The organism is Flagellimonas lutaonensis, assembly GCF_000963865.1.
Lineage (GTDB): Bacteria > Bacteroidota > Bacteroidia > Flavobacteriales > Flavobacteriaceae > Flagellimonas_A > Flagellimonas_A lutaonensis.
In genome coordinates this window covers 819,339-842,900 of record NZ_CP011071.1, presented here as the reverse complement: position 1 = coordinate 842,900, position 23,562 = coordinate 819,339, and the positions used below count along the sequence as shown (strand labels likewise).

Below are 23,562 nucleotides of genomic sequence, written 5' to 3'. Positions count from 1 at the left end.
ATTTTATCTTTCGAGGTGTTTTTTTGACTTTTACGATTATTGTAACTAAATGAGAATAATGAAAAAATTACTGATTTGCTTTCTATTCGTAGGCCTTTTCAAATCTTTTGGCCAGCAAGAAAGGGTAATTACCACGGCCGTTCCCTTTTTGAATATCGCCTCTGATGCCCGGGCGTCAGGTATGGGGGATATGGGGGTGGCCACAAGCGTGGATGCCTTTTCGCAACAATGGAATCCTGCCAAGTTTGCATTTGCCGAACGAAAAATGGGAATTGGCATTAGTTATACCCCGTATCTAGAAAGTATCGTGAACGACGTTTCGCTACTCAACGCGAACTATTTCAACAAAATCAACGAAAGAAGCGCTTTTGCCGTGAGCTTGAGGTATTTTGGCCTTGGTGAGATCGAACTCCGACAGACCATAGACCAAGAGGCAACCTTGGTCAAGCCAAATGAATTTGCCATTGATGGATCGTATTCCTTGAAGTTGAGCGAGACCTTTTCGATGGCAGTCGGTGGTCGTTTCATCAGTTCCAATCTGAGGTTTCAAGAGGTACAGAATGTAGATTCTCAAGCAGCCAACGCCTTTGCGGTAGATGTGGCCGGTTTTTACCGTTCGCGTGAAATTGCCTATAACAGTTTTGACGGTCGATGGAGGGCCGGTTTCAATCTTTCGAACCTAGGTGGAAAAATACAATATGACGAAGGGGGCCAAGAAAATTTCTTGCCCACCAATTTAAAATTTGGTGCTGGCTTTGACTTTATTTTTGATGCCGACAACACCTTGGGGCTGCACACAGAGTTCAACAAGTTAATGGTGCCTACACCACGCGATTTTGATGGTGATGGAGACATTGATGCCGAAGATAACAATGAGTACCAACAGATCAGTTTCTTCAACGGAGTTTTTGAATCGCTGGGAGATGCCCCCGACGGTTTCAGTGAAGAGCTGAAAGAGATTACATGGGCATTGGGTGCCGAGTATAGCTATCAAGATGTGTTTATGTTGCGAACGGGTTATTTCAACGAGAGCGAAGAAAAAGGTTCCCGACAATTTTTCACATTGGGTGCCGGGTTTAAGTTCAAGGCGGCACAGATAGACTTGTCATACCTGTTCTCGACCTCGCAGGTCAGAAATCCGCTGGAGAACACTTTGCGTTTTTCACTCACGTTTAATTTGGGTGAGGAATTCTATAACGACTAGTTAAGACCCAACAAACAATTTTAAAACCTGTCGATTGACAGGTTTTCTTATTTTTAGGCAATACCTTATTTTTTATGGAGAAGAGACATATTGGCTTTGAACTGACAATCTTGGACTCTGAGAGCGAGTTGTCGCCCGAAGAACTATTGCTGATAAAAGAAGCGGAAAAGGCACGGGCCAAGGCCTACGCCCCTTATTCCAGATTTTCAGTGGGAGCGGCAGTGATGATGGAAACCGGGGAAATTATAATGGGCAACAACCAAGAGAACGCCTCTTACCCATCGGGTCTGTGTGCCGAGCGCGTGGCAATTTTTCAAGCAGGGGCACAACATCCTAAAAAAACCATAAAATCAATAGCGATATGTGCTTCATCAAAAGATACCCAACTGATGACCCCCGCAGCGCCCTGTGGCAATTGCAGGCAGTCGATTGCGGAATATGAACAACGCCAAAAATCGCCCATAACCATCCTTTTTAGGGGCGAGAGCGGACCTATTTATAAGTGCGGGTCCATTGCAGATTTGTTGCCATTGGCCTTTGACAGTACCTTTCTTGGCAATTCTTGAACCAAATTTTTTTCGTGAACGGATATATATGTATTTTTGTTTTCCCTATTTCAGGGCATCCATGATATAATACGTTGTTTGATGAAGAAAATTACGAAAGAGGTCTATCTTAAATGGTATGAAGATATGCTGTTCTGGCGAAAGTTTGAAGACAAGCTGGCAGCAGTTTACATTCAACAAAAAGTAAGGGGCTTTTTGCACCTATACAACGGTCAAGAAGCAGTTTTGGCAGGTTCTTTGCACGCTATGGACCTTACCAAAGACCGCATGATCACGGCTTACCGAAACCATGTGCAGCCCATTGGTATGGGGGTTGACCCCAGAAAGGTCATGGCCGAGCTGTATGGCAAGGTGACCGGCACCTCGAAGGGTATGGGCGGATCTATGCACATTTTCTCAAAAGAGCATCGTTTTTACGGTGGGCACGGCATCGTAGGGGGGCAAATTCCCCTTGGGGCTGGTTTGGCCTTTGCCGATAAATATTTTAAACGCGATTCTGTGACCCTTTGTTACATGGGCGATGGTGCGGTGCGTCAAGGCTCATTGCACGAGACCTTTAACCTGGCCATGTTGTGGCAATTGCCCGTGGTATTCATTTGTGAGAACAATGGATATGCCATGGGAACCTCAGTGGCGCGTACTGCCCACACCACCGAGATTTGGAAACTCGGTCTTGGTTATGAAATGCCCTGCGGCGATGTGGACGGGATGGACCCGGCCGCTGTGGCCAAAGAGGTACACACTGCCATTGAACGCGCAAGAACAGGCGGTGGCCCTACCTTTTTAGAGATGAAGACCTATCGTTACCGTGGTCACTCCATGTCAGATGCACAGCATTATAGAACCAAAGAGGAGGTAGAGGAGTACAAGAAAATTGACCCCATTACCCAAGTTAAAGATGTCATTCTTGAAAAGAATTATGCCACCGCAGAAGAATTGAAGGAAATTGACAAAAGGGTCAAAGACCTGGTGAACGAGTGCGAAAAGTTTGCTGAAGAGTCTGATTTTCCTCCAAAAGAACAGCTGTACGATGTGGTGTACGCACAAGAAGATTATCCATTTTTACAACATAAATTATAGGCACTATGGCAGAAGTGATCAATATGCCCCGGTTGAGCGATACCATGGAAGAAGGTACCGTTGCCAAATGGCTCAAAAAAGTGGGAGACAAGGTGGAGGAAGGCGATATTCTGGCCGAAATCGAGACCGACAAGGCCACTATGGAGTTCGAGTCTTTTCATGAGGGTACACTTTTGCATATTGGTATTCAAGAAGGCGAAGGGGCACCAGTAGATTCATTGCTTGCCATAATTGGTGAAGAAGGTGAGGATATTTCAGGGCTTCTGAACGGTCAAGATGCGTCTGGTTCAGGTGAGGAAACCCCTGCAGCAAAAGATACATCTGCATCTGATACGGATGCAAATCAAACAGCTGCCACAGGTTCTGCAGAGATACCAGAGGGCGTTGAAATCATTACCATGCCCCGGTTGAGCGATACCATGGAAGAAGGTACTGTTGCCAAATGGCTCAAAAAAGTGGGGGATAGTGTGGAAGAAGGTGATATTCTAGCGGAAATCGAGACCGACAAGGCCACAATGGAGTTTGAATCATTCTACTCAGGAACCTTGCTCCATATCGGTATTCAAGAAGGCGAAGGGGCACCCGTAGATTCACTTTTGGCCGTTATCGGTCCTGAGGGCACTGATGTCGATGCCGTTTTAAGTGCACACGCTGGGAGCGGCGCTTCCGATGAGAGTGCCCAACAACCTACGGAAGAAAAACAACAACAGGCTCCCAAAGAGGACAAGCCGGCCGAGAGCATGCAGACGTCTGGCCAAAACGGACAGCGCATTTTTGTATCACCCTTGGCCAAAAAAATCGCTTCTGAAAAGGGCATAGACTTGTCTCAGGTCAAAGGTACCGGCGACCATGGCCGTATCATCAAGCGAGATGTTGAAAATTACCAACCTTCTGAACAAAAAGCGGCTTCTTTGGAAACCCAAGTACAAGAAGCTTCGACCACCTCGGTCGCACCGGTGCAACTGCCCGTTGGCGAAGAGAGTACGGAAGAGGTCAAAAATTCGCAGATGCGAAAGGTTATTGCCAAGCGTCTCAGCGAATCGAAATTTACGGCACCCCATTATTACCTTACCATTGAGGTCGATATGGACAATGCCAAGGCCTCACGGGCCCAGATCAACGAGTTGCCCGATACCAAGGTGTCGTTCAACGATATGGTGTTGAAGGCCTGTGCCATGGCCTTGAAAAAACATCCACAGGTGAATACCTCTTGGAATGGTGATACCACCATTTACAACCACCATGTTCATATGGGGGTGGCCGTTGCCGTAGATGATGGTTTGGTGGTGCCCGTATTGAAGTTTGCAGACCAGATGAGCCTTACCCAAATCGGTTCGGCGGTAAAGGATCTGGCCGGCAGGGCACGAAACAAGAAAATTAAGCCCGACGAAATGGAGGGTAGCACGTTCACTGTCTCTAACTTGGGCATGTTCGGTATATTGGAGTTTACCTCGATTATCAATCAGCCCAATTCGGCCATCTTATCGGTCGGGGCCATTGTGGACAAGCCCGTTGTCAAAAATGGGCAGATTGTGGCTGGAAGCACCATGAAGATTACCTTGGCCTGTGACCACAGAACTGTCGATGGTGCCACCGGAGCACAGTTCTTACAGACCTTAAGGGCCTATTTAGAGAACCCGGTGACCATGTTGGCATAATATTCCTGTGAAAGCGGGAATCTCAATATAAAAGCATCCTCTAATCAGGATGCTTTTTTTATCTTTAAAACGTTACACAAAGAATATGAAAAGGAACATCCTAGTACTTTTGTCACTGTTGTTTTTGGCCTGCGGAACGACCAAAATGGTACAGACACCCAATAACACCTCCGCACCTTCGACCCCCACGCCTCCTACAGGTCCTGATGGGTTGAAGGCTGGTACCAGCGGTTTTTCCGGCACTTCCAAAAAAATGGCCTTCACCGATGCAGAAATCATAGGGGCGCATATGGACTTTCTGGCATCGGACGATTTAAAGGGAAGGGATACCGGCAGTGAGGGTATTGAAATGGCCGCTCGCTATATCGAGGACCATTTTAAAAGCTATGGGGTACGTCCTTATTTCAAAACCTTTAGGGATACCCTCTCCAACTTTAAGAAACCCGCGTACAATGTGGTAGGGTTAGTGGAGGGGAACGACCCAGCGCTTAAGAACGAATATATTCTAATAGGGGCCCATTACGACCATATTGGGGTGGTAAAACCAGTAAACGGCGATTACATTGCCAATGGCGCCAACGACAATGCTTCCGGCACGGCAACCATACTTGAGTTGGCACGATATTTCGGCTCTAACAAAACCAATAAGAGAAGTATCATCTTTGCCCTCTTCAGTGCTGAGGAAAAGGGACTCTTGGGGTCTGAACACTTGGCCAGAAAATTGAAGGAGTTGGATGTGGACCTCTACACCATGCTCAATTTTGAGATGACCGGCGTGCCCTTGCACGGCAAGAAATATGATTTGTACATTACTGGATACGAAATGTCTAATTTGGCCGAGGTCAGCAACAAATATGCAGGCGAAAACTTGGTCGGGTATTTGCCCACGGCCAAGGAGTACGACCTGTTTAAACGGTCAGACAATTATCCTTTTTACAAAGTGTTCGGGGTGCCATCGCACACCTACTGCACGTTCGATTTCGAAAACTTTGCCTATTACCATAAGCCCGATGACGAAAACAGTGAAATGGATTTCGGCCACATGGCCAGCATGGTGAATAAGATGATTCCTGTACTGGAAGGTATTGCAAACGCCGCGTTGCAAGAGATTAAAATAAAATAGAAGGAGATTGTCATTCCTGTGAAAGCAGGAATCCATCTGGTAAAAAAATTCCCGCCTCCCGATGGCTATCGGTAGCGGGAATTACAAATGTAGAAATGCACAAAAACATCATCATCACGGGAACCAGCCGTGGCATCGGCTTCGAATTGGTAAAACTGTTTGTCAAAGACGGCCATCAGGTACTGGCCCTTTCGAGAAATAAAAGACCCATCAAAGATTTGAATTTGAAGGGAGTCACCGCCTTTTCTTTCGATTTGGGCAATGTTGCCGACTACCAAAAAGTTTCTGATTTTCTGGAGGGGTGGAAAAAGGTGGATGTACTGATAAACAATGCCGGAAGCTTGTTGAACAAGCCTTTTTTGGAAACCTCTACAGAAGAGTTTAAAAAGGTCTATGAGGTAAATGTCTTCGGTGTGGCCGAACTTACCCGTACCGTGTTGCCCAAAATGGACAAAAAAGGCCATGTGGTCACCATCAGTTCGATGGGGGGCGTACAGGGCAGCATGAAATTTCCCGGCCTCTCGGCCTACAGTTCCAGCAAGGGGGCGGTAATCACACTTACCGAATTGCTTGCCGAGGAATTCAAGGAAAGTGGTCCCTCGTTCAACGTACTGGCCCTGGGGGCCGTACAGACCGAAATGCTCGAAGAGGCCTTTCCTGGTTACCAAGCCCCTGTAACGGCTCTTGAGATGGCCCAATACATTAAAGATTTTGCCCTAACAGGACAGCAATATTACAATGGCAAACTGCTGCCTGTAAGCAATAGTACGCCTTAGTATTTATAAGACAGAACTTTCTATCTCAAAATCGGCATGTTCCCACGCTTTGTCAAATTCCTCTTTTATTTTTTTGGCTTCATCCATTTTGTTTTGAGCCTTGAGACTTTGATAAAGTCCCATCAGTGACCAACCGTTCTGTCTGAGTTGCTCTAAATCCTCCTTATAGATTTTTTCGGCTTCCCCATATTTTTCGGCTTTTATCAAAATGGCTCCCAAGCTTTGCCGTGAAGGAATGTGCCATGGAGCAGGCTCACTGTAGATCAATTGATCTTCCAACTCAACAGCTTTTTCAAGATGTTCGATGGCTTTGGAAAGATTTTCTTCCGTAGCAGCTACTTCACCTGATACTACTTCGTAGGCCACTTTGGCGATAATGGATGTAGGATTGGTGTAATTCGCAATTACATTTTCGAGTTCGGGGTCATCTTTCATGGCAGTAATGGCTTGCAGTTCTTCTTTGGCTTCCTTGAGGTTGTTCTTCCTCAAAAAAGCAATACTTCGAGCATAATGCCATATCAATTTCAGATGTTTAAAGTCATCCCCTTGGTAGGGAATGGTCAAAATCTCGTTCCACTTTCCAAAACGGGTGTAGGCCAAAAGGGGTGTGGAGGCGAAATCCTGCAAAAAGGGTAAGGTCGCCAATTCTGCAGTGGGCACTTTTTCAGCCGTTTTTTTTGCGGCATCGATAGCTGTCTTACTATCGCCCAATAGGCTCGCGGCCGACCATAAAAAATGCAGGTTGTGGGGGTAGTATCCTAGTGGGTACATGCCTTGCGAGTAGCACTGTGAGATATAATCCTCATCGGCCAAAATCGCCTTCTGGTTTGATTCCACGGCATCTAGATAACGGCCCACACGAATGTAGATGTGCGAGGGTATGTGCACCAAATGGCCCGCTGCGGGCATGAGTGCACCCAATCTGTCGGCACTGGGCACCGCCAAGTCGGGTTGGGACAGTTCCACCATGTGAATGTAGTAGTGGTGTGACCCAGGGTGATCCGGATTGATCTCAACGGCCTTTTCAAGAGCGGCCTTTCCCTTCAGGGTATTGGGGGCAGGACTGCCATCATTGTTCCAATAGTTCCACGGCATGGTGTTCATAATGGCTGCTGCATATAGGGTCTGCACATCGGCATCATCAGTGAACTGCTTGGCCAATTTGGCCATCGCGTCCATGTAGGCCATGTTCAGCTCGGTAATGTCTTTGCCCATATCATCACTATAACGTGAAGACAGCGCCTTGATGAGTGCCCGCTCTTTGGGTGAAGCCTTGTCAGCAACTTTGGGTGGTATCGACATCGGTGAGCATGAATTTGGCAACTGTACATTTGATAAAGTTCATCGAGGCCATCTGTGGCTGTGGTTCGGTTTTTTGTTGCGTCTTTGAAAAGATAAAAGCAGCAACTGCCAACAGGGCCAATAGCCCTAGCAACATCATTTGTCTTTTTTTCATGACGATAGGTGTAAAGTGTTATCGTTTGTAAGGACGGAAAAATTTCCGTCACGGAGGGAACTGCTTAAAAAGCACTGATTTCAAGGAGGTTAAAGATAGTGAAAATTTAGGTTTGAAGTTAGCGGTTTTGAGTAAGCGTCAGTTAAGGGTTTTTATGCGTTAATTTTCTGGTTTAGTCACTGGCTTTAGCAATTCCGAACAGATTCGTGAGTCTGCCCAGAGCGAAGTCGAAGGGTAGTCGAATTCGCCATAATTGCGGTTATTCAATGTTGGCAATAGTTATTTTATTTTCCGTCCTTTAATTCCGCTTGCACAACCATAAAAATATTCCACATATTCAACTTCAAATTCCCGTTTGTTAAAAATCCGATATACGTTTTTTGAGTTTCCAAATTCTTCTGCGTAAACTCCTAACATTCTATAGGTCTCTGGACTTCCAAGAAATAATTTACCTAAAATCGGAATAATATTTTTCAAGTAAAACATATAAAATGGTTTTAGACATTTACTGTTTGGAACAGAAATATCAATCAACGAAAATTTTCCGTTTGGTTTTAGAATTCGATCAATTTCGTTTGCTAATTTTTCAAGCTGTTTATCATTAAATGTTTTTAATCCAAAACCCGAAATGATATAATCCGCTGTTTCATTTGCTATTGAGTTCTCAAAGACGTTTTCTTTAAGAATTACAATTTTTGATTTTTCGAACTTTCCTTTATTTTTTTTCGCACGATTTATCATTTCGGTTGAGAAGTCAAGTCCGACTAATTTTGCGTTTCCGTCCGATTTCTTTAAAATATATTTCCAACATTCTCCCATTCCAGTCATTAAATCTACAACTGTTTTTCCTTTTTCGATTTCAATTTCTTCAACGCATTTTCTTCTCCATCTTTCGCTAAATCCAAATGAGGTTATGTAATTCATTTTTGAATATGAACTACTCATTTTGTCAAAAAGCTTTTCAACAAATTTTGGTTCGTAGATTTCTTTCATTCGTGATGTTGGTCATATATGTATGTAAAACACAGTGTTGTACAGCCAATTTAGCACAAAACAACCGTATTACAATATATGGCGGTGTATCTATCTAAAGCCAAAACCCCTATTTTTGCCCAGTGAACAAAACACTGCAAAAATACCTGCCCGAACGGGCCGTTGGCCCTTGTTTTGAACTCATCAAAACCTATGGGGTGCACCTCAAGATTGTGAACCATAGGGTGACACGGCACGGTGATTACCGTAAAATGCCCAATGGCGGGCACCAGATTACCGTTAATGCCTCGCTCAACAAATACCGCTTTTTTATCACCTTGGTGCATGAAATAGCCCACTTGGTGGCCTTTGAACGGTATGGCAGGCGTATAAAACCCCACGGGGCGGAGTGGAAACATACCTTTCAACAGTTAATGCTGCCCTTCATTCGGCCCGAAATATTTCCCGCTCAATTGTTGCCTTTGATCGCCCGGCATTTTAAAAATCCGAAGGCGAGCAGCAGTACTGATGCGCAACTATCCGTAGCACTGAAAGAATTCGACCCCATAGAGCGTACCAAAAGCTACGTGTTTGAACTGCCCACAGGCAGTACCTTTCGCCTCTACAACGGCAAACTTTTCAAAAAAGGAAAAAAACGGGTAAAACGTTACGAATGCATTGAATTGGCGACGGGTAAACTATATTTGTTCCAACCAAATGCTGAGGTGGAATTAATCAGCTAAATGCTAAAACAGTTTATTATTGAGCATTATGTGAACATATTAGACCTGATAATTAATGGGACGATTGAGAAATCTCTACATCGGGGTTTTAAATTTCTCACTATGTTCAAAATGACAATTTGAAGCAGAATGTAATATGAACAAAAACTATTATGCCGTATTGATGGCCGGAGGCGTAGGTTCGCGCTTTTGGCCCGTAAGTACAGAAGCCTACCCGAAGCAATTTCACGATATGCTCGGTGTGGGCAAAACACTGTTACAGAGCACGTTTTCTCGATTGAACAGGTTTATTCCCACTGAGAACATCCTGATTTTGACCAACGAACGCTATAATGATTTGGTACTCGAGCAGTTACCCACGGTCAAACAAGAACAGGTGGTGCTCGAACCCGCCATGCGCAACACGGCCCCCTGCATTCTATATGCGGCATTGAAAATTCAGAAAATGAATCCAGATGCAGTGATGATCGTGGCCCCCAGCGACCACTGGATCGAGGATGAGGAGGCCTTTGAGAGTGATGTGACGAAATGCTTTGACAAGTGTAGCCAAGAAAGGGTACTGTGCACTTTGGGCATTCAGCCGACCCACCCCAACACGGGCTTTGGGTACATTGAATTTGATAAGCGCAGCGGCGAACAGTTAAAAAAGGTGGTCCAATTCAGGGAAAAACCTGATGTGGATACGGCCAGGCAATTTCTTGCACAGGGTAATTTCTTATGGAATGCCGGTATATTCATGTGGGGTGTCAAAACCATTATCGAGGCGTTTAAAGAACATCAAAAGGTGCAATACGAGTTATTTGAAAAAGGTGTGGCATGTTACAACACTCCAAAAGAGAAAGACTTTATTGAAAAAAATTATCCCAAGGCAGAAAACATTTCGATTGATTACGCTATTTTGGAGAGATCAGAGGCTATCTATACCCTACCTGCATCCTTTGGCTGGAACGATTTGGGCACTTGGGGCGCACTCTATGAAAAACTACCAAAAGACGGCGGCGACAACGCAGTGGTCAATGCACGGGCCATGTTGAATGATGCCACTGGAAACATGATTCATGCCGGTAAGGGAAAAGTGATCGTTGTCGATGGATTGAAAGATTATATCATAGTTGATAAAGATGATGTTCTGTTGATTTTTCCCAAATCGAAACAACAGGGAATCAAAGAAGTACGTGCCGAGGTTCAGAAAAAATTTGGGGATACGTTTGCCTAATAACTATGGAAAACAAATTTGACCAAGACAATGTGAGCCCTACTTCCAATGAGGGTAGTGGGGAGGAAACGAAAAAAGACTTTAAGGGTTTTTTGGGAAGCACCAAAAAATTTTTAGTGGAGGTTTTGGAAATCCGTAGCAACACGGATCCAGTGGCCGCAAAAGAAGCCATCATTGCCGATATTCCGTTCAAAGGCCATACCTCTTGGATTTTGGTCTGCTCTATTTTTATTGCATCTGTGGGGCTGAATGCAAATTCCACAGCGGTTGTTATCGGTGCAATGCTTATTTCGCCTCTTATGGGTCCGATTTTAGGCATGGGCATGTCATTGGCGATCAATGATATCGATACTCTTCGGCGTTCGGTCAAAAACTTCGTGGTGATGGTGGTGCTGAGTGCGGTGACGGCCTTTCTGTTTTTCTACTTTTTCCCTTTGCGGGATGAGTCCTCAGAATTGCTGGCGCGAACACAACCAGACATTCGTGATGTGTTGATTGCCTTTTTCGGTGGGCTCGCGCTGGTGATTGCCCGAGCCAAGAAAGGAACCATTGCAAGTGTCATTTTTGGTGTCGCAATTGCCACGGCCCTGATGCCACCACTCTGTACCGTGGGGTTTGGTCTGGCCATTGGCAATGTAGGCTACGCCGCAGGGGCCATGTACCTCTTTATCATTAACACCATTTTTATTGGTCTGGCTACTTTTTTGGTCATCAAATACTTGCGTTTTCCCATGGTACGCTATGCCAATTCGAAGAGACGCCGTTTTATTGCAAGGGTCGCTTCAATCGTGGGCTTGGCGGTCATGATTCCGGCCGGGTTCACATTTTACAAGGTTTTTAAAGAGTCGCTCTTTAAAAAACAAGCGCAGGAGTTTTTGAGCGAGACCATTGAACTCTACGAGTTCAAGAACAATGGTCGGTATGTTGATAACCTGACCGAGCTGGTGTACGTGAACGATGATAACGCCTATATCGAGATAGTGTGCATGGGCAACGAAGAAATACCCGAGAATGTCATCAATTCATGGCGCAATCGGAAGAATAATTACAGCCGTCTAAAAAATGCCGAACTGCGAGTACTTCAGGGCGGTAAAGATGATTCCGAGGAAAAGTTCAACTACATCAGCGAGCTCTACGAGTCGAAAAAGGCCGAGTTGTTGACCAAAGACGAACGAATAAGGGTACTTGAGGAAGAAATTGCCAACCTAAGCAAAAATGCTGCCCTGCAGATTCCCTTCCAAGATATCAGTGCCGAGGCCCGGGCAAATTATGAGAACTTGTCCGCATTGGGATTCTCCTATAGAATCCAGACCGACTTCAATAAATTGGACACTATTCCACTATTTGAGGTTAAATGGAAAGATGGCATTTCTGCTGACCAGGTTCAAAAAGAGGAAGCCAAGTTGACAAACTGGCTGAAAATACGGTTGCAGAACAACAAGATTCAAGTAAAAACGGTGAATGATTAATTGGCGAATGTGCCCTTTTATAAACGCTCAGCTTGACATTTTTCAATAAAAAAATTAATTACGTTCTTCGATATACATCTGCCTTACCTTTTTGAACAATTCCGATGAATACACAAAATTGGTAACGGCCTCATTGTCGGTCTTGAAGATTTCTTTGTTGGTGCCTTCCCACTCTTTATAACCGTTTTTGAGAAAAACGATTTTTTCGCCGATTTCCATCACCGAGTTCATGTCGTGGGTATTGATAATGGTAGTAATACCGTACTCGCGCGTAATCTCTTGGATCAGATTGTCGATAAGAATGGCTGTTTTTGGGTCTAGGCCAGAATTGGGCTCGTCGCAGAAGAGATACTTGGGGTTCATGACAATGGCCCTGGCAATGGCCACCCGTTTTTGCATGCCGCCTGATATTTCCGATGGGTATTTTTTGTGGGCATCTACCAAATTTACCCTTTTGAGAACGAAATCTACCCGATCTTGCATTTCACTTTTTGATTGTTTGGTGAACATATCCAAAGGAAACATCACATTGCCCTCCACGGTCATGGAGTCGAACAGCGCGCTGCTTTGAAAAACCATGCCCATTTCTTGGCGCAGGTTTCGTCGCTCATCCAAAGAGAGTTCAGAATAACGTTGGCCGCTGTAACAAATGCTTCCCTCATCAGGTTCTATTAGGCCCAACATACATTTCATCAACACTGTTTTGCCCGATCCACTTTGCCCGATGACCAGATTGGTCTTGCCCTGCTCAAAAACGGTACTGATGCCCTTTAGCACATGCGTGCCGCCAAACGATTTGTGTATGTTCTCTATCTCTATCATCAGCCTAGCAAAAGTTGTGTCAGAACATAATTAAGTATTATAATGGCCACACTGGTCCACACAAAAGAAGTTGTGCTGGCCTTGCCCACCTCTAAAGCGCCTCCCTTCATATAAAATCCGTGAAACGAGGGCACCGTAGCTATTACAAAGGCAAAGATCAAGCTTTTTATAAAGGCATAGGTCACATGAAAGGGTATAAATTCTTCTTGCAGGCCCTGTATAAACTCGCCACTGGGCGCGAAGCCCCCGAACACCGCTGCGACCCATCCGCCCAAAATGCCCACGTACATGGCTATGGCCACTGCAAACGGATAAAAGAGCATGGCGATTATTTTTGGGAAAACCAAATAATTGAGGGCATTGACACCCATAACCTCAAGTGCGTCGATTTGCTCGGTCACCCGCATGGTGCCGATGCTCGAGGTGATGTACGACCCCACTTTGCCGACCATGATAATGGAAGTAAAGGTGGGGGCAAACTCTAATATGACCGACTGCCGAGTTGCAAAACCTATCAGGCTTTTTGGTAAAAAAGGACTGGTCAGGTTCAGTGCCGTTTGAATGGTTACAACACCTCCGATAAAGAAAGAAATAAAAATGATAATGCCCAATGAGTTGTAGATCAGCTCATCGATTTCCTTCAAGATCAGATTTCTCATGATGGGCCATTTGGTCGGTTTTTTGAAAACCTCCCAAATCATAATAAAGTACTTGCCAATAGATGCAAGGTAGTTCATGTATGCAATAGACTTATAGGGTAAAAATAAGAATATTGCATTCATTTAACCGTACTTTCTATAATTTATAGGGATATTTAAATAGATTTGCTCACTTCAGAACCATTTGTAAAATGAAACGAATTCTATCTTTTATGGCCCTCTTTTTAGTGGCGGGTATGTGTGTTGGTATTGCTCAACGAAATGGAAAAAAAAGGAAACCGGTAAGTGATAGCACCGCCTCTCCAAAGTTGATTGTGGGCATTGTAGTGGACCAGATGCGCTATGATTATTTAACTCGCTTTTGGAACCATTACAGCGAGGGAGGGTTCAAACGAATGGTAAGCCAGGGCTTTAACTGTAAAAACCACCATTTTAACTATGCGCCCACCAGTACCGGCCCGGGCCATGCCTCTGTATATACGGGTGCAACACCCTCAATGCATGGTATTATTGGCAATAATTGGTATGACAAGGTGCAGGGTGAATCTGTTTATTGTGCCTCTGATGACGCTTTTGAATCTGTGGGTACCAGTGGCGATGCCGGCAAAATGTCGCCCCATCGCATGTTGACGACCACTATGACCGATCAGTTGCGCCTACATACCCAAATGAGGGGCAAGGTAATAGCCGTTGCCCTCAAAGATAGGGGAGCGGTGCTTCCAGGGGGGCATACCGCAAACGCTGCCTACTGGTTTGAGGGCGGATCCACCGGAAATTGGATAACCAGTTCCTATTATATGGATGCCCTGCCACAATGGGTGAGCGATTTCAATAGTTCAGATGCCGTTGAGGCCTACAAAAAACCATGGACAACTTTAAAGCCTATCAATACATATTTGGAAAGTGGCCCCGATGCCAACTCATATGAGGGCAAGTTTCAGGGAGAGACCAGCACCGTATTTCCACATGATCTGCCGAAATTATGGGATGAAAATGGAAAATTCAACCTACTTCGCATAACGGCCTATGGTAATAGTATGACCACCGACTTTGCCTTGGCCGCATTGGAAGGTGAAGATTTGGGCAAAGACGACATCACTGATTTTTTGGCCATAAGCTATTCGAGCACCGATTATGTGGGGCACTTTTTTGGGGTGAACAGCAAGGAAGTGCAGGACACCTACCTGCGATTGGACAATGATTTGGAACGCCTCTTCAACACGCTTGATAAGGATGTTGGCGAAGGCGAGTATACGGTTTTTTTGACGGCTGACCACGGGGCCATTAATGTGCCGGCCTACCTTTTCGACCAAAAGATACCTGCCGGGTATTTGAACAACAATGCCCAGAAGCAGCGCTTTGAGGCATTTTTGAAGTACCGATATGGTACCACCAATATCGTAAAAGACATATCGAACAACCAGGTTTTTCTAGACCACAAGGTAATCGGAAACCTCGATATGGATTTGGATGATGTACAGGAGGAGATTGCCATGGAACTGCTGGGTTATGACAACGTCTATAAGGTGTACACGGCGCATCAGATGTGGCGCACAAATTACACTTCGGGTCTACCCAATATCTTGCAGAACGGATGGAACCAAAAGCGCTCGGGCGATATTCTGTTGGTGCCGCCCCCGGGGTTCGCATCGTACTCGCGCACGGGCTCTACACACGGGTCTCCCATGGTTTATGACACCCATGTGCCCCTGCTGCTCTTCGGAAAGGGAATTAAAAAAGGAAACACTGCCGAACGCACCGAGATACCCGATATTGCCCCGACCATTTCTGTTTTATTGGGGATGGCTTTTCCGAATGGGGTGACCGGCGAACCCATTTCAGAGGCGTTAAAAAACTGATAGTTTTTTTGCCCTTTTTTCGTGGAGGTGTTATGTGCTCATGGCTTGAGCTTTTCGAAAATTCCCCTCCAGCGATATTTTCGGATATAGGCACCTTGCTCGGCCGTTACGTATCGAGGCACTTTTTTTAACATGGCCTCTAGATAACCGAATACAGCCTGTAGGTACAATCTGGGGCTTCGCGCCTGCCAAGCCATTTTAAGCGCTGCCAATTTGGCCAATACGATTCCGTAGTGCATTTTGTAAAGGGCCTCACCTTTGGCACGGTAATTTTTTCGGCTGTAACCATGCCCCGTTGGTCGTAGGTGTTTTACCATAAGACTTTGGTCGACCTTTGTTTCAAAGCCATGATATTGGGCCAAAAGAACGTCAACAGTGTCCCAGCCGACGCCAGTCCTCAGACCACCCATTTTCTCAAAACAAGCCCGGTGGTATAGTTTTACGGGGCCCCTGATGTGGTTTTTGCCGGCAATGTTTTCATACACCCAGTCGTTTCCTTTTTTGATATGGATGAGGCCTGCACACATACCCAATTTCCAATTGGACTGAAAATGGTTGAGCATGGTCTCAAAATAGTTCTTTGGCAAAATGATATCAGCATCGAATTTTCCCAGTATATCAAAGTCAGGGGCATGTTGAAGACCGTAGTTGAAGGCCCGTACCACTTTGCCTCCGGGAACATGCTCGTCTGATGATTCATGTTTTAGAACCCGGATCCAATGGTGTTTTTCGGCATAATCAGTGGCAATGCCATAGGTGTTGTCAGTGGAATGGTCATCAACAACGATCAGATCATCTACCTGATGTGTCTGCTTGACGAAGGAATCCAAGCAGTCACGGATGTACTTTTCTTCGTTATGGGCGGGAATGATGATGCAAATTCGCATTTGCTAAAATACCAAAAAACAAATTACAAATCCCAATACTTGTTTTTTGTCATTTCTAAATGACACCGAATATTCGGGGGATTGAAAAATCTGATTCGATTTTTGATTTTTCACTGCGTTTGAAATGACAGGGAGGAATTAGTTATTTCTTTCCGCATATACAATATAATAGCGAGGGGTAAAAAGACGCAACAAAGGCCTGACACCTATCTTTTTTGTCGGATTTGTCCATTTGGCTGAATCTTTGATGGTCCATCCGGCTTTTTCGAGCAACCAATCGAACTGCCAATCTTCAAATTCGTGGTAATGGCGGTCCCATGGGTCGGTCTTGCTGCGATAGGCCGGGGCAAACCAAAGCCGCAGTGGAATACTGGCGACCAATTTTCGGGCCTTTATTTTTTGAAGTACGTTGAAAGGTGCCACCATGTGCTCAAAAATCTCAAATGCGGTAACCACCTCGGCATCTGAGTCGGCCACGGTGTTGAAATCCAAGTCAAGGTCTTCTCCCTTGGTGTTTTCCACTTGGTACCCTTCTGCTTTCATGATTTCAGAAAAAGGATTGGCCACCCCAAGGTCGAGTATCGACTCTTGGGGGTCAATGTGTTTTTTTAAGAATTCGAGGGTGTGCCTGTAGCGTTTACTCGGATAGTTGTTCTCGTACATTTAATATCGATATACAATGGCATTGATGTTCATGCCCGCACCAACACTGGCAAATATAACAACATCACCTTTACTGAGCCTATGTTCTGGCAACGCTCCCTTGCAGATCATATCGTACAGCGTGGGTACTGTGGCCACCGAGTTGTTACCCGTGTCCTGTATGATCATCGGCATAACATCTTTGGGCATCTCTTTGCCGTAAATTCGATAAAAGCGCTTTACGATGGCCTCGTCCATTTTTTCGTTTGCCTGGTGGATGATCACTTTTTTTACCTCATCAATGCCCACACCGCTCTTGTCGAGACAATCAGCCAAGGCTTGTGGAACATGGGTTACGGCAAATTCATATATTTTTCGACCATGCATTTTTATGTAGCGAGTGTCAGAACAACCCTCTTGATGGTAGGTCTTATCAAAAAACAGGTAGTAGGCCTCTTCATTGGCATAGGTGGCAGAGGCATGGGCCAAAATTTCGCCGTTGTGGGTGGTGGCCTCAATTATCGTCGCGCCCGCACCATCTGAATAGATCATACTGTCGCGGTCGTGCTGGTCTACTACTCTTGATAGCGTCTCTGCGCCGATTACCAAACACTTTTTGGCCATGCCGCTCTTGATGTAGGCCTGAGCTTGAATAACGCCCTCTATCCAGCCTGGGCAACCAAACAATACGTCGTAGGCCACACATCTCGGATTTTTGATGCCCAATCGGTGTTTTACCCTGGTCGCCAAACTGGGCAAGGTGTCACCCTGTATTTTTCCGTAGGAAACGTCACCGAAATTATGGGCAAAGATGATATAGTCTAGCTCTTCTTTATCAATTTTTGCATCCTTTATGGCTTTCTCCGAAGCAAAAAAACCTAAATCGGAGGTATTGTGCTCTGGTTTTGCGTAGGTACGCTGCGCAATACCGGTTATCGATTTAAATTTTTCAATGATTACAGTATTGTCATGTCCAAAAGAGCTGCCATCTTCACTGAGAAAGTGGTGGTCAAGAAAATCGTCATTTTTCGTTACAATCGGAGGAATATAACTTCCCGTACCTGTAATGCCTATTTTCATTTGTTTTTGGTATTGTTTATAGCACAAATATTGGCTTTTTTCGTGAAAAAGTCCATTGAAATGGGCTGCAGGTTACTATGTTCAACCATTTGGACCGTGGCTTTGACAAATGGATGGACAGGCCTAGAAATGCCCCAAATGGTGCGATAATACGGCAAGGTTTAAGACATTTCCTCTTCGGCATAGGCCTCTATCGGCGCACAGGTGCAAATCAAATTACGATCCCCAAAGGCTTCATCTGTTCTTCGCACCGATGGCCAAAATTTGTTTTCTGATACGAATGGCAGGGGAAATGCCGCTTGTTGCCTAGTGTACGGGTAGTCCCATTCATCAGCGGTGACCATCTGTAGGGTGTGGGGTGCATTTTTTAGCACATTGTCCGGTTCATCTGCCGAGACACTATCTATTTCATTTCGAATGGCCAGCATGGCATCGCAGAACCTGTCCAGTTCGGCCAAACTCTCACTTTCGGTAGGTTCTATCATCAGGGTGCCTGCCACAGGGAACGATACGGTGGGTGCATGGAAACCATAATCCATCAGCCTCTTTGCAATATCGGTGACCTCGATTCCATGTTGTTTAAAGGGCCTGCAATCAAGAATCATTTCGTGGGCCGCTCTTCCCTTTTCACCTGAGTAGAGCACATCGAATTTCCCCTTCAGCCTTTCTTTGATATAGTTGGCATTGAGAATGGCAATTTTAGTGGCTTCGGTGACCCCTTTGGCCCCCAACATTTTGATATAGCCATATGAGATCAGGCATACCAAAGCACTGCCCCAAGGGGCTGCAGAAATTGCGGTTATACCTTTTTCACCACCGGTGGCCACCACAGGATTCGTAGGCAGAAAAGGCTTCAACTGTTCGGCCACGCAGATGGGCCCCACGCCGGGTCCGCCACCGCCATGCGGTATGGCAAAGGTCTTGTGCAAATTCAAATGGCACACATCGGCACCAATGGTGGCCGGATTGGTCAATCCAACTTGGGCGTTCATATTGGCCCCATCCATATAAACCTGTCCACCATGGTCGTGAATCAACTTTGTAATGTGCTTGATAGAAGATTCAAAAACGCCATGGGTAGAGGGGTAGGTGACCATTAATGCAGCAAGGTTTTCTGAATACAGTTTTACCTTGTCTTCTAGGTCGGCAACATCAATGTTGCCCTTTTCGTCGGTTTTGGTGACCACTACCTTCATTCCGGCCATGACCGCTGAAGCGGGATTGGTACCGTGGGCCGAGGCAGGAATGATACAGATGTTTCGATGGCCTTCGCCCCGCGACTCGTGGTACGCCCGAATGGTCATCAATCCGGCATACTCGCCTTGGGCGCCCGAATTCGGCTGCAACGAGGTAGCGGCAAAACCGGTAATCTCGTTGAGGTATTCTTCAAGTTCCTTTAACATGATTTGATACCCCTCAGCTTGTTCTATAGGAACGAAGGGGTGCAGGTTGGCCCAATTGTTCCAACTCAGGGGCAACATTTCAGAGGCGGCATTCAGTTTCATGGTGCAGCTGCCCAACGATATCATCGAATGGTTCAACGCCAAATCTTTCCGCTCCAATTTTTTAATGTAGCGCATCAATTCGGTCTCGGAATGGTACGAATTGAAGACTTCGTGTTCTAGAAAAGGAATTTTCCGTAGTAGTGGCCCCGAAATTATTTGAAGGGTTTTACCCTCTGCCGGTTTTCCGAAACCATTGGTGCTGCCAAAACAGGCCGCAATTTTTTGTAAATCCGCTGTGCTGGTGGCCTCGTTGATGGCTATTGAGACCTTGTCTCGATCAATATAATGGAAGTTTATCTCGAGGTTTTCAGCTTTTTCTTTGATGGCCCTGTTGTCGTCTACCGTAATCAAAAGTGTATCAAAAAAACAGGTGTTCTGTTGCGTGTAGCCCATTTCCGTTAAGTGCGACGACAACAGTTTTGCATTGTTGTGTACTTTGTTGGCAATAAATTGTAGCCCCTTGGGGCCGTGGTATACGGCATACATGCCTGCCATGACCGCCAATAGCACTTGGGCCGTGCAGATGTTCGAGGTGGCCTTGTCTCTTTTGATATGCTGTTCGCGCGTCTGTAGTGCCATTCTAAGGGCAGGGTTGCCATCGGTATCTTTGGTGAGACCTATAATTCTACCCGGTATGTTTCTCTTGTAGGTATCTTTGGTAGCAAAAAAAGCAGCGTGTGGCCCGCCATAGCCCAATGGTATGCCAAAGCGCTGTGTGGTGCCCACCACTACATCTGCGCCCCATTCCCCGGGAGGGGTCAGTAATACCAGGCTTAGAATGTCGGCGGCAACGGCCACTTTAATGTTGCTTTCTTGGGCTTTATTGACAAATTCAGCGTAATCGTTCACTTGACCATACTTGCCGGGATACTGTACAAGGACCCCGAAGAAATCGTCTGAAAAATCAAACTCTTCATGATTGCCGATGACCAACTCGATGTCCAAAGGGGTCGACCGTGTCTGCAATAGGGCCAAAGTCTGAGGCAGGGTTTCTTCGGAAACAAAAAATTTGACTATCCCCTCTTTTTTCTGCTGGCGCGAGCGTAGGTCGAACAACATGGTCATGGCCTCGGCAGCAGCCGTGCTTTCGTCCAATAGGGAAGCATTGGCCACTTCCATGCCCGTTAGATCGCAGACCATGGTCTGGAAGTTTAAAAGGGCCTCGAGCCTCCCCTGTGCAATTTCTGCTTGGTACGGGGTGTAGGCTGTGTACCAACCCGGATTTTCCAAAATATTTCGCTTGATGACCGAAGGTGTAATGCTCTCGTGGTAGCCCAAGCCGATGTAACTCTTGAATACTTTGTTCTTGGCAGCCAGTTTTTGAAGATGATCTAGAAACTCGTGCTCGCTGATGGCCTTTGGCAGTTTCAGGTCTTGCTTGAGGCGAATATCATCTGGGATGGTTTCAAAAATCAACTGTTCAAGAGAATCGACCCCAACTGTTTCCAACATCTTGTCAAGGTCTTTTTCACGAATGCCAATATGGCGCAGGGCAAATTTTTCAGTATTCATGAGCTATCAAAAAAGTTGCACAAAATTAGGCATTAATTTGATGATTATTGGCCTAATTTGGCTGCTGGGCATACAATTTTTTTGATGGGATTTAACCAAGAGCCACTTCCGTTACCTTTGTGGGGTGAAGTACCTGAAAGCCCTGTTCGATTTTTATCTGGATGCCAGTGTTCATGTGGCCGTTTCGGTATGGGCCCTATATTTTGTGACCATGGACATTTTGGGCGTTCAGGGCAATTCCTTTTTGGCACTATTTATACTTATGAGCACCATTGTCTGCTATAATTTTGTAAAGTATGGGGTTGAGGCAGACAAATATTTGGTCGTATCGAACCCCTACCACCGTTTGATTCAAGGCTTCAGTTTTGTGTGCTTCGGGATACTGGTCTATAGTGCCCTCCATATTTCGTTTGTACTCATGGGGGCTATTGCCGTTTTAACGGTTTTGGCCGCACTTTATGCGCTTCCAATGTGGCCCAATTCGAACAATTTGAGAAGTTTGGGGGTGCTGAAAATTGTTGTTGTAGCGTTGGTGTGGACGGGCTTTACCGTGTTGCTGCCAATACTTGACGCAGACCTTGCGATTGGTTGGGATGCCATTATATTGTTGGTGCAACGTTTTCTAATGGTTTTGGTGCTGATGTTGCCCTTTGAGGTTCGTGATATGCGGTACGATCATCCTGCCATGAAGACCGTTCCACAAAGACTTGGGGTTGAAAAGACAAGAAAACTCGGGTACGTGTTGACCGCGCTGTATTTTTTGTTGACTTTGCTAAAGGATGATGTTGCCCAATTTGAATTGGTGGGCAGGTTTTTGGTCGCTCTGGCGCTTATTTGGGCCATGTACAGAACGAAAGAAGAGCAGTCGCGGTATTTCGCTGCATTTTGGGTAGAGGCGATACCCTTATTCTGGTTAGTGGTGATATTGGTTATCGGGCGGTACTAGTATTCTTTTTCAAGTCTTTTCTTCATCTGATCTTTCTCTGGTTGCGATAGCACATGAAGGTTTGCCTTTTCGCAAAGACTGGTCAGTTGCCTGTTTTTCTTTGCAAATTTTGCACAAGTGGCACAGACCACAACATGTAGCCTAAGTTTGATCTTTTCCCATAAAGAGGCATCTTTGTATTGCGTTTTGTTGCAAATATGGGCCGCCTCATCACATGATATCATCATAGCTAAAACCAATTTTCGTTCAAACACCCCATCAAAGCCGTTCTGGCTCTATGGATCATCACCCACAAATTTGACGGATTTATACCCAATTCATTACAGATATCTTCGGTTTCCATGCCCTGAACCGTTTTCATTTTGAAGACCAGGGCCTGTTTTTTTGGCAATTTGGTGATACATTCTTGTATGGCCAGCCCCAACTCTTCGTTTTCGATCGCACCATCGCCCCCTTGCCCAAAAGGGTCGGCAACCCGCTCTTCGAGCCAATCGCCCTCAGAATCGCTCTGTGCACTGTAATTGACCTTTACCTCGGCCTTTCCCTTTTTGGAGTTGATCTTTCGGTAATGGTCTATGACCTTGCGTTTGAGTATGGCGATCAACCATGTGCGTTCAGCGGCATCACCCTTATAGTTTTTGGCAGATTTTAGACCTGCAAAAAAGGTTTCCTGCACCAGATCTTTGGCAATCTCAGCATCGTTTACCCGCGCTACCGCATAATTGAACAGGTAGTCGGCATATTGGTCGACCCAGTTTTCAGGATGAAGTTTATGTGCTGCCATCGGGTTTGGAAAAACGTGTAAAAATAGTGAATTCAGTATTGCTCTATGTTCGGTAAAAATGGTTTTAAGTAACATTTATGATTTTCAATTGCCGTGTATTCTGCCACTTTGGATAATTTCGCAATTTAAAACCACTATTTTGTTGGCACTGGATGTACTTATTGCTTTTTTATGGAGCCTCTCGCCTTTTGGTGAGGCAAAGGTGGGTATTCCGTATGGGCTCTATAACGGTGTTAACAGCTACTTGGTCTTTATAGTGTGCTTTGTGGCAAATCTTCTGGTCTTTCCCTTTATGGTATTTTTTCTTGAAAAATTGAACCGTGGCCTTCTGCGCTGGCGTTTTTATAAAAAATCAGCGGTATTTGTTGCCAAGCGGGCCAAAACAGGTTCAGGGGATAAAATTCAGAAATATGGTTTCTGGGGACTTGTATTTTTTGTGATGTTGCCCATACCGGGTACCGGTGTCTATGCCGGAAGTATAGCGGCCTATTTGTTCGGCATGCAAAAAAACAAAGCTTTTTGGGCAAATGCCCTGGGTATTTTTCTTTCTTGTGCCATTGTTTGGTCAGCGACCATGCTGTCGATGAACAGTTTCGGCTAAAA

Annotated in this window: 23 protein-coding genes; 12 read left to right on the top strand and 11 right to left on the bottom strand. The window is 45.5% G+C overall.

The genetic code is table 11. From position 1 onward, the window contains the following. Nucleotides 1-58 precede the first annotated feature (58 nt). The 6 genes from porV to VC82_RS04070 all read left to right on the top strand — a co-directional run bounded on the left by porV (nt 59) and on the right by VC82_RS04070 (nt 6,407). On the top strand, nt 59-1,204 hold the full coding sequence (porV, locus tag VC82_RS04095) for a type IX secretion system outer membrane channel protein PorV (RefSeq protein ID WP_045801248.1): 1,146 nt from the start codon (nt 59-61) through the stop codon (nt 1,202-1,204). A 74-nt stretch (nt 1,205-1,278) separates the two neighbouring features. Beyond that, nucleotides 1,279-1,770, top strand: coding sequence for a cytidine deaminase (gene cdd / locus VC82_RS04090; RefSeq protein ID WP_045801247.1), 492 nt, complete (start codon nt 1,279-1,281; stop codon nt 1,768-1,770). Nucleotides 1,771-1,851: 81 nt separating this feature from the next. Then, nucleotides 1,852-2,850, top strand: a complete 999-nt coding sequence (pdhA, locus tag VC82_RS04085) for a pyruvate dehydrogenase (acetyl-transferring) E1 component subunit alpha (RefSeq protein WP_045801246.1) — start codon at nt 1,852-1,854, stop codon at nt 2,848-2,850. 5 nt (nt 2,851-2,855) lie between these two features. Then, on the top strand, nt 2,856-4,508 hold the full coding sequence (locus tag VC82_RS04080; protein WP_045801245.1) for a pyruvate dehydrogenase complex dihydrolipoamide acetyltransferase: 1,653 nt from the start codon (nt 2,856-2,858) through the stop codon (nt 4,506-4,508). 85 nt (nt 4,509-4,593) lie between these two features. Then, the gene (locus VC82_RS04075; protein ID WP_045801244.1) at nt 4,594-5,631 is read left to right on the top strand and encodes a M28 family metallopeptidase; all 1,038 of its coding nucleotides are present in this window, start codon (nt 4,594-4,596) and stop codon (nt 5,629-5,631) included. Between the two features lie 95 nt (nt 5,632-5,726). After that, entirely contained in the window at nt 5,727-6,407 is a 681-nt protein-coding gene (locus tag VC82_RS04070; protein WP_045801243.1) for an SDR family NAD(P)-dependent oxidoreductase, read from the top strand. A gap of 3 nt (nt 6,408-6,410) precedes the next feature. On the opposite strand, the gene VC82_RS04065 is transcribed toward VC82_RS04070, so the two are convergent. From VC82_RS04065 to VC82_RS04055, 3 genes are all read right to left on the bottom strand, one after another. Then, nucleotides 6,411-7,709, bottom strand: a complete 1,299-nt coding sequence (locus tag VC82_RS04065) for a tetratricopeptide repeat protein (RefSeq protein WP_245615974.1) — start codon at nt 7,707-7,709, stop codon at nt 6,411-6,413. Further along, entirely contained in the window at nt 7,684-7,863 is a 180-nt protein-coding gene (locus VC82_RS15785) for a hypothetical protein (RefSeq protein WP_045801242.1), read from the bottom strand. The genes VC82_RS04065 and VC82_RS15785 overlap by 26 nt, the downstream gene beginning before the upstream one ends. Nucleotides 7,864-8,142: 279 nt before the next feature. After that, complete coding sequence (locus tag VC82_RS04055) at nt 8,143-8,856, bottom strand: class I SAM-dependent methyltransferase (RefSeq protein ID WP_045801241.1); 714 nt, start codon at nt 8,854-8,856, stop codon at nt 8,143-8,145. 122 nt (nt 8,857-8,978) lie between these two features. Here VC82_RS04055 and VC82_RS04050 point away from each other — a divergent pair, with 122 nt between their 5' ends. The 3 genes from VC82_RS04050 (at nt 8,979) to VC82_RS04040 (ending at nt 12,263) form a co-directional block, all read left to right on the top strand. Beyond that, complete coding sequence (locus VC82_RS04050; protein ID WP_045801240.1) at nt 8,979-9,578, top strand: SprT-like domain-containing protein; 600 nt, start codon at nt 8,979-8,981, stop codon at nt 9,576-9,578. 136 nt (nt 9,579-9,714) lie between these two features. After that, a complete protein-coding gene (locus VC82_RS04045; protein WP_045801239.1) occupies nt 9,715-10,794 on the top strand; it encodes a mannose-1-phosphate guanylyltransferase in 1,080 nt (359 codons plus the stop codon). Between the two features lie 5 nt (nt 10,795-10,799). Next, nucleotides 10,800-12,263 (top strand): DUF389 domain-containing protein, encoded by a 1,464-nt coding sequence (locus tag VC82_RS04040; RefSeq protein WP_045801238.1) that lies wholly within the window; start codon nt 10,800-10,802, stop codon nt 12,261-12,263. Between the two features lie 54 nt (nt 12,264-12,317). Here VC82_RS04040 and VC82_RS04035 read toward each other — a convergent pair whose 3' ends face one another. After that, nucleotides 12,318-13,085 carry an ABC transporter ATP-binding protein gene (locus VC82_RS04035; protein ID WP_045801237.1) on the bottom strand — a complete coding sequence of 256 codons (768 nt, stop codon included), beginning with the start codon at nt 13,083-13,085 and terminating at the stop codon, nt 12,318-12,320. After that, a complete protein-coding gene (locus VC82_RS04030) occupies nt 13,085-13,822 on the bottom strand; it encodes an MlaE family ABC transporter permease (RefSeq protein WP_045801236.1) in 738 nt (245 codons plus the stop codon). The genes VC82_RS04035 and VC82_RS04030 overlap by 1 nt, the downstream gene beginning before the upstream one ends. Before the next feature lie 113 nt (nt 13,823-13,935). Here VC82_RS04030 and pafA point away from each other — a divergent pair, with 113 nt between their 5' ends. Beyond that, nucleotides 13,936-15,603 (top strand): alkaline phosphatase PafA, encoded by a 1,668-nt coding sequence (pafA, locus tag VC82_RS04025; RefSeq protein ID WP_045801235.1) that lies wholly within the window; start codon nt 13,936-13,938, stop codon nt 15,601-15,603. 38 nt (nt 15,604-15,641) lie between these two features. Here the strand turns inward: pafA and VC82_RS04020 are convergent, their stop codons facing one another. The 4 genes from VC82_RS04020 to gcvP all read right to left on the bottom strand — a co-directional run bounded on the left by VC82_RS04020 (nt 15,642) and on the right by gcvP (nt 21,229). After that, nucleotides 15,642-16,490 carry a glycosyltransferase family 2 protein gene (locus VC82_RS04020; RefSeq protein ID WP_045801234.1) on the bottom strand — a complete coding sequence of 283 codons (849 nt, stop codon included), beginning with the start codon at nt 16,488-16,490 and terminating at the stop codon, nt 15,642-15,644. Between the two features lie 138 nt (nt 16,491-16,628). After that, nucleotides 16,629-17,153 (bottom strand): class I SAM-dependent methyltransferase, encoded by a 525-nt coding sequence (locus tag VC82_RS04015; RefSeq protein WP_045801233.1) that lies wholly within the window; start codon nt 17,151-17,153, stop codon nt 16,629-16,631. Continuing rightward, nucleotides 17,154-18,212 (bottom strand): 3-oxoacyl-ACP synthase III family protein, encoded by a 1,059-nt coding sequence (locus VC82_RS04010; RefSeq protein WP_045801232.1) that lies wholly within the window; start codon nt 18,210-18,212, stop codon nt 17,154-17,156. Nucleotides 18,213-18,373: 161 nt separating this feature from the next. Further along, entirely contained in the window at nt 18,374-21,229 is a 2,856-nt protein-coding gene (gcvP, locus tag VC82_RS04005) for an aminomethyl-transferring glycine dehydrogenase (RefSeq protein WP_045801231.1), read from the bottom strand. Nucleotides 21,230-21,353: 124 nt separating this feature from the next. On the opposite strand from gcvP, the gene VC82_RS04000 reads away from it, so the two are divergent. Beyond that, nucleotides 21,354-22,175 carry a UbiA prenyltransferase family protein gene (locus VC82_RS04000; protein ID WP_045801230.1) on the top strand — a complete coding sequence of 274 codons (822 nt, stop codon included), beginning with the start codon at nt 21,354-21,356 and terminating at the stop codon, nt 22,173-22,175. On the opposite strand, the gene VC82_RS03995 is transcribed toward VC82_RS04000, so the two are convergent. Together VC82_RS03995 and VC82_RS03990 are read right to left on the bottom strand one after the other, a co-directional pair. Beyond that, a complete protein-coding gene (locus tag VC82_RS03995; protein WP_313777712.1) occupies nt 22,172-22,402 on the bottom strand; it encodes a hypothetical protein in 231 nt (76 codons plus the stop codon). The two genes, VC82_RS04000 and VC82_RS03995, sit on opposite strands and share 4 nt — an antisense overlap. A 2-nt stretch (nt 22,403-22,404) precedes the next feature. After that, a complete protein-coding gene (locus VC82_RS03990; RefSeq protein ID WP_045801229.1) occupies nt 22,405-22,959 on the bottom strand; it encodes a sigma-70 family RNA polymerase sigma factor in 555 nt (184 codons plus the stop codon). Nucleotides 22,960-23,101: 142 nt separating this feature from the next. On the opposite strand from VC82_RS03990, the gene VC82_RS03985 reads away from it, so the two are divergent. After that, the gene (locus tag VC82_RS03985; protein ID WP_045803235.1) at nt 23,102-23,560 is read left to right on the top strand and encodes a COG2426 family protein; all 459 of its coding nucleotides are present in this window, start codon (nt 23,102-23,104) and stop codon (nt 23,558-23,560) included. Nucleotides 23,561-23,562 lie beyond the last annotated feature (2 nt).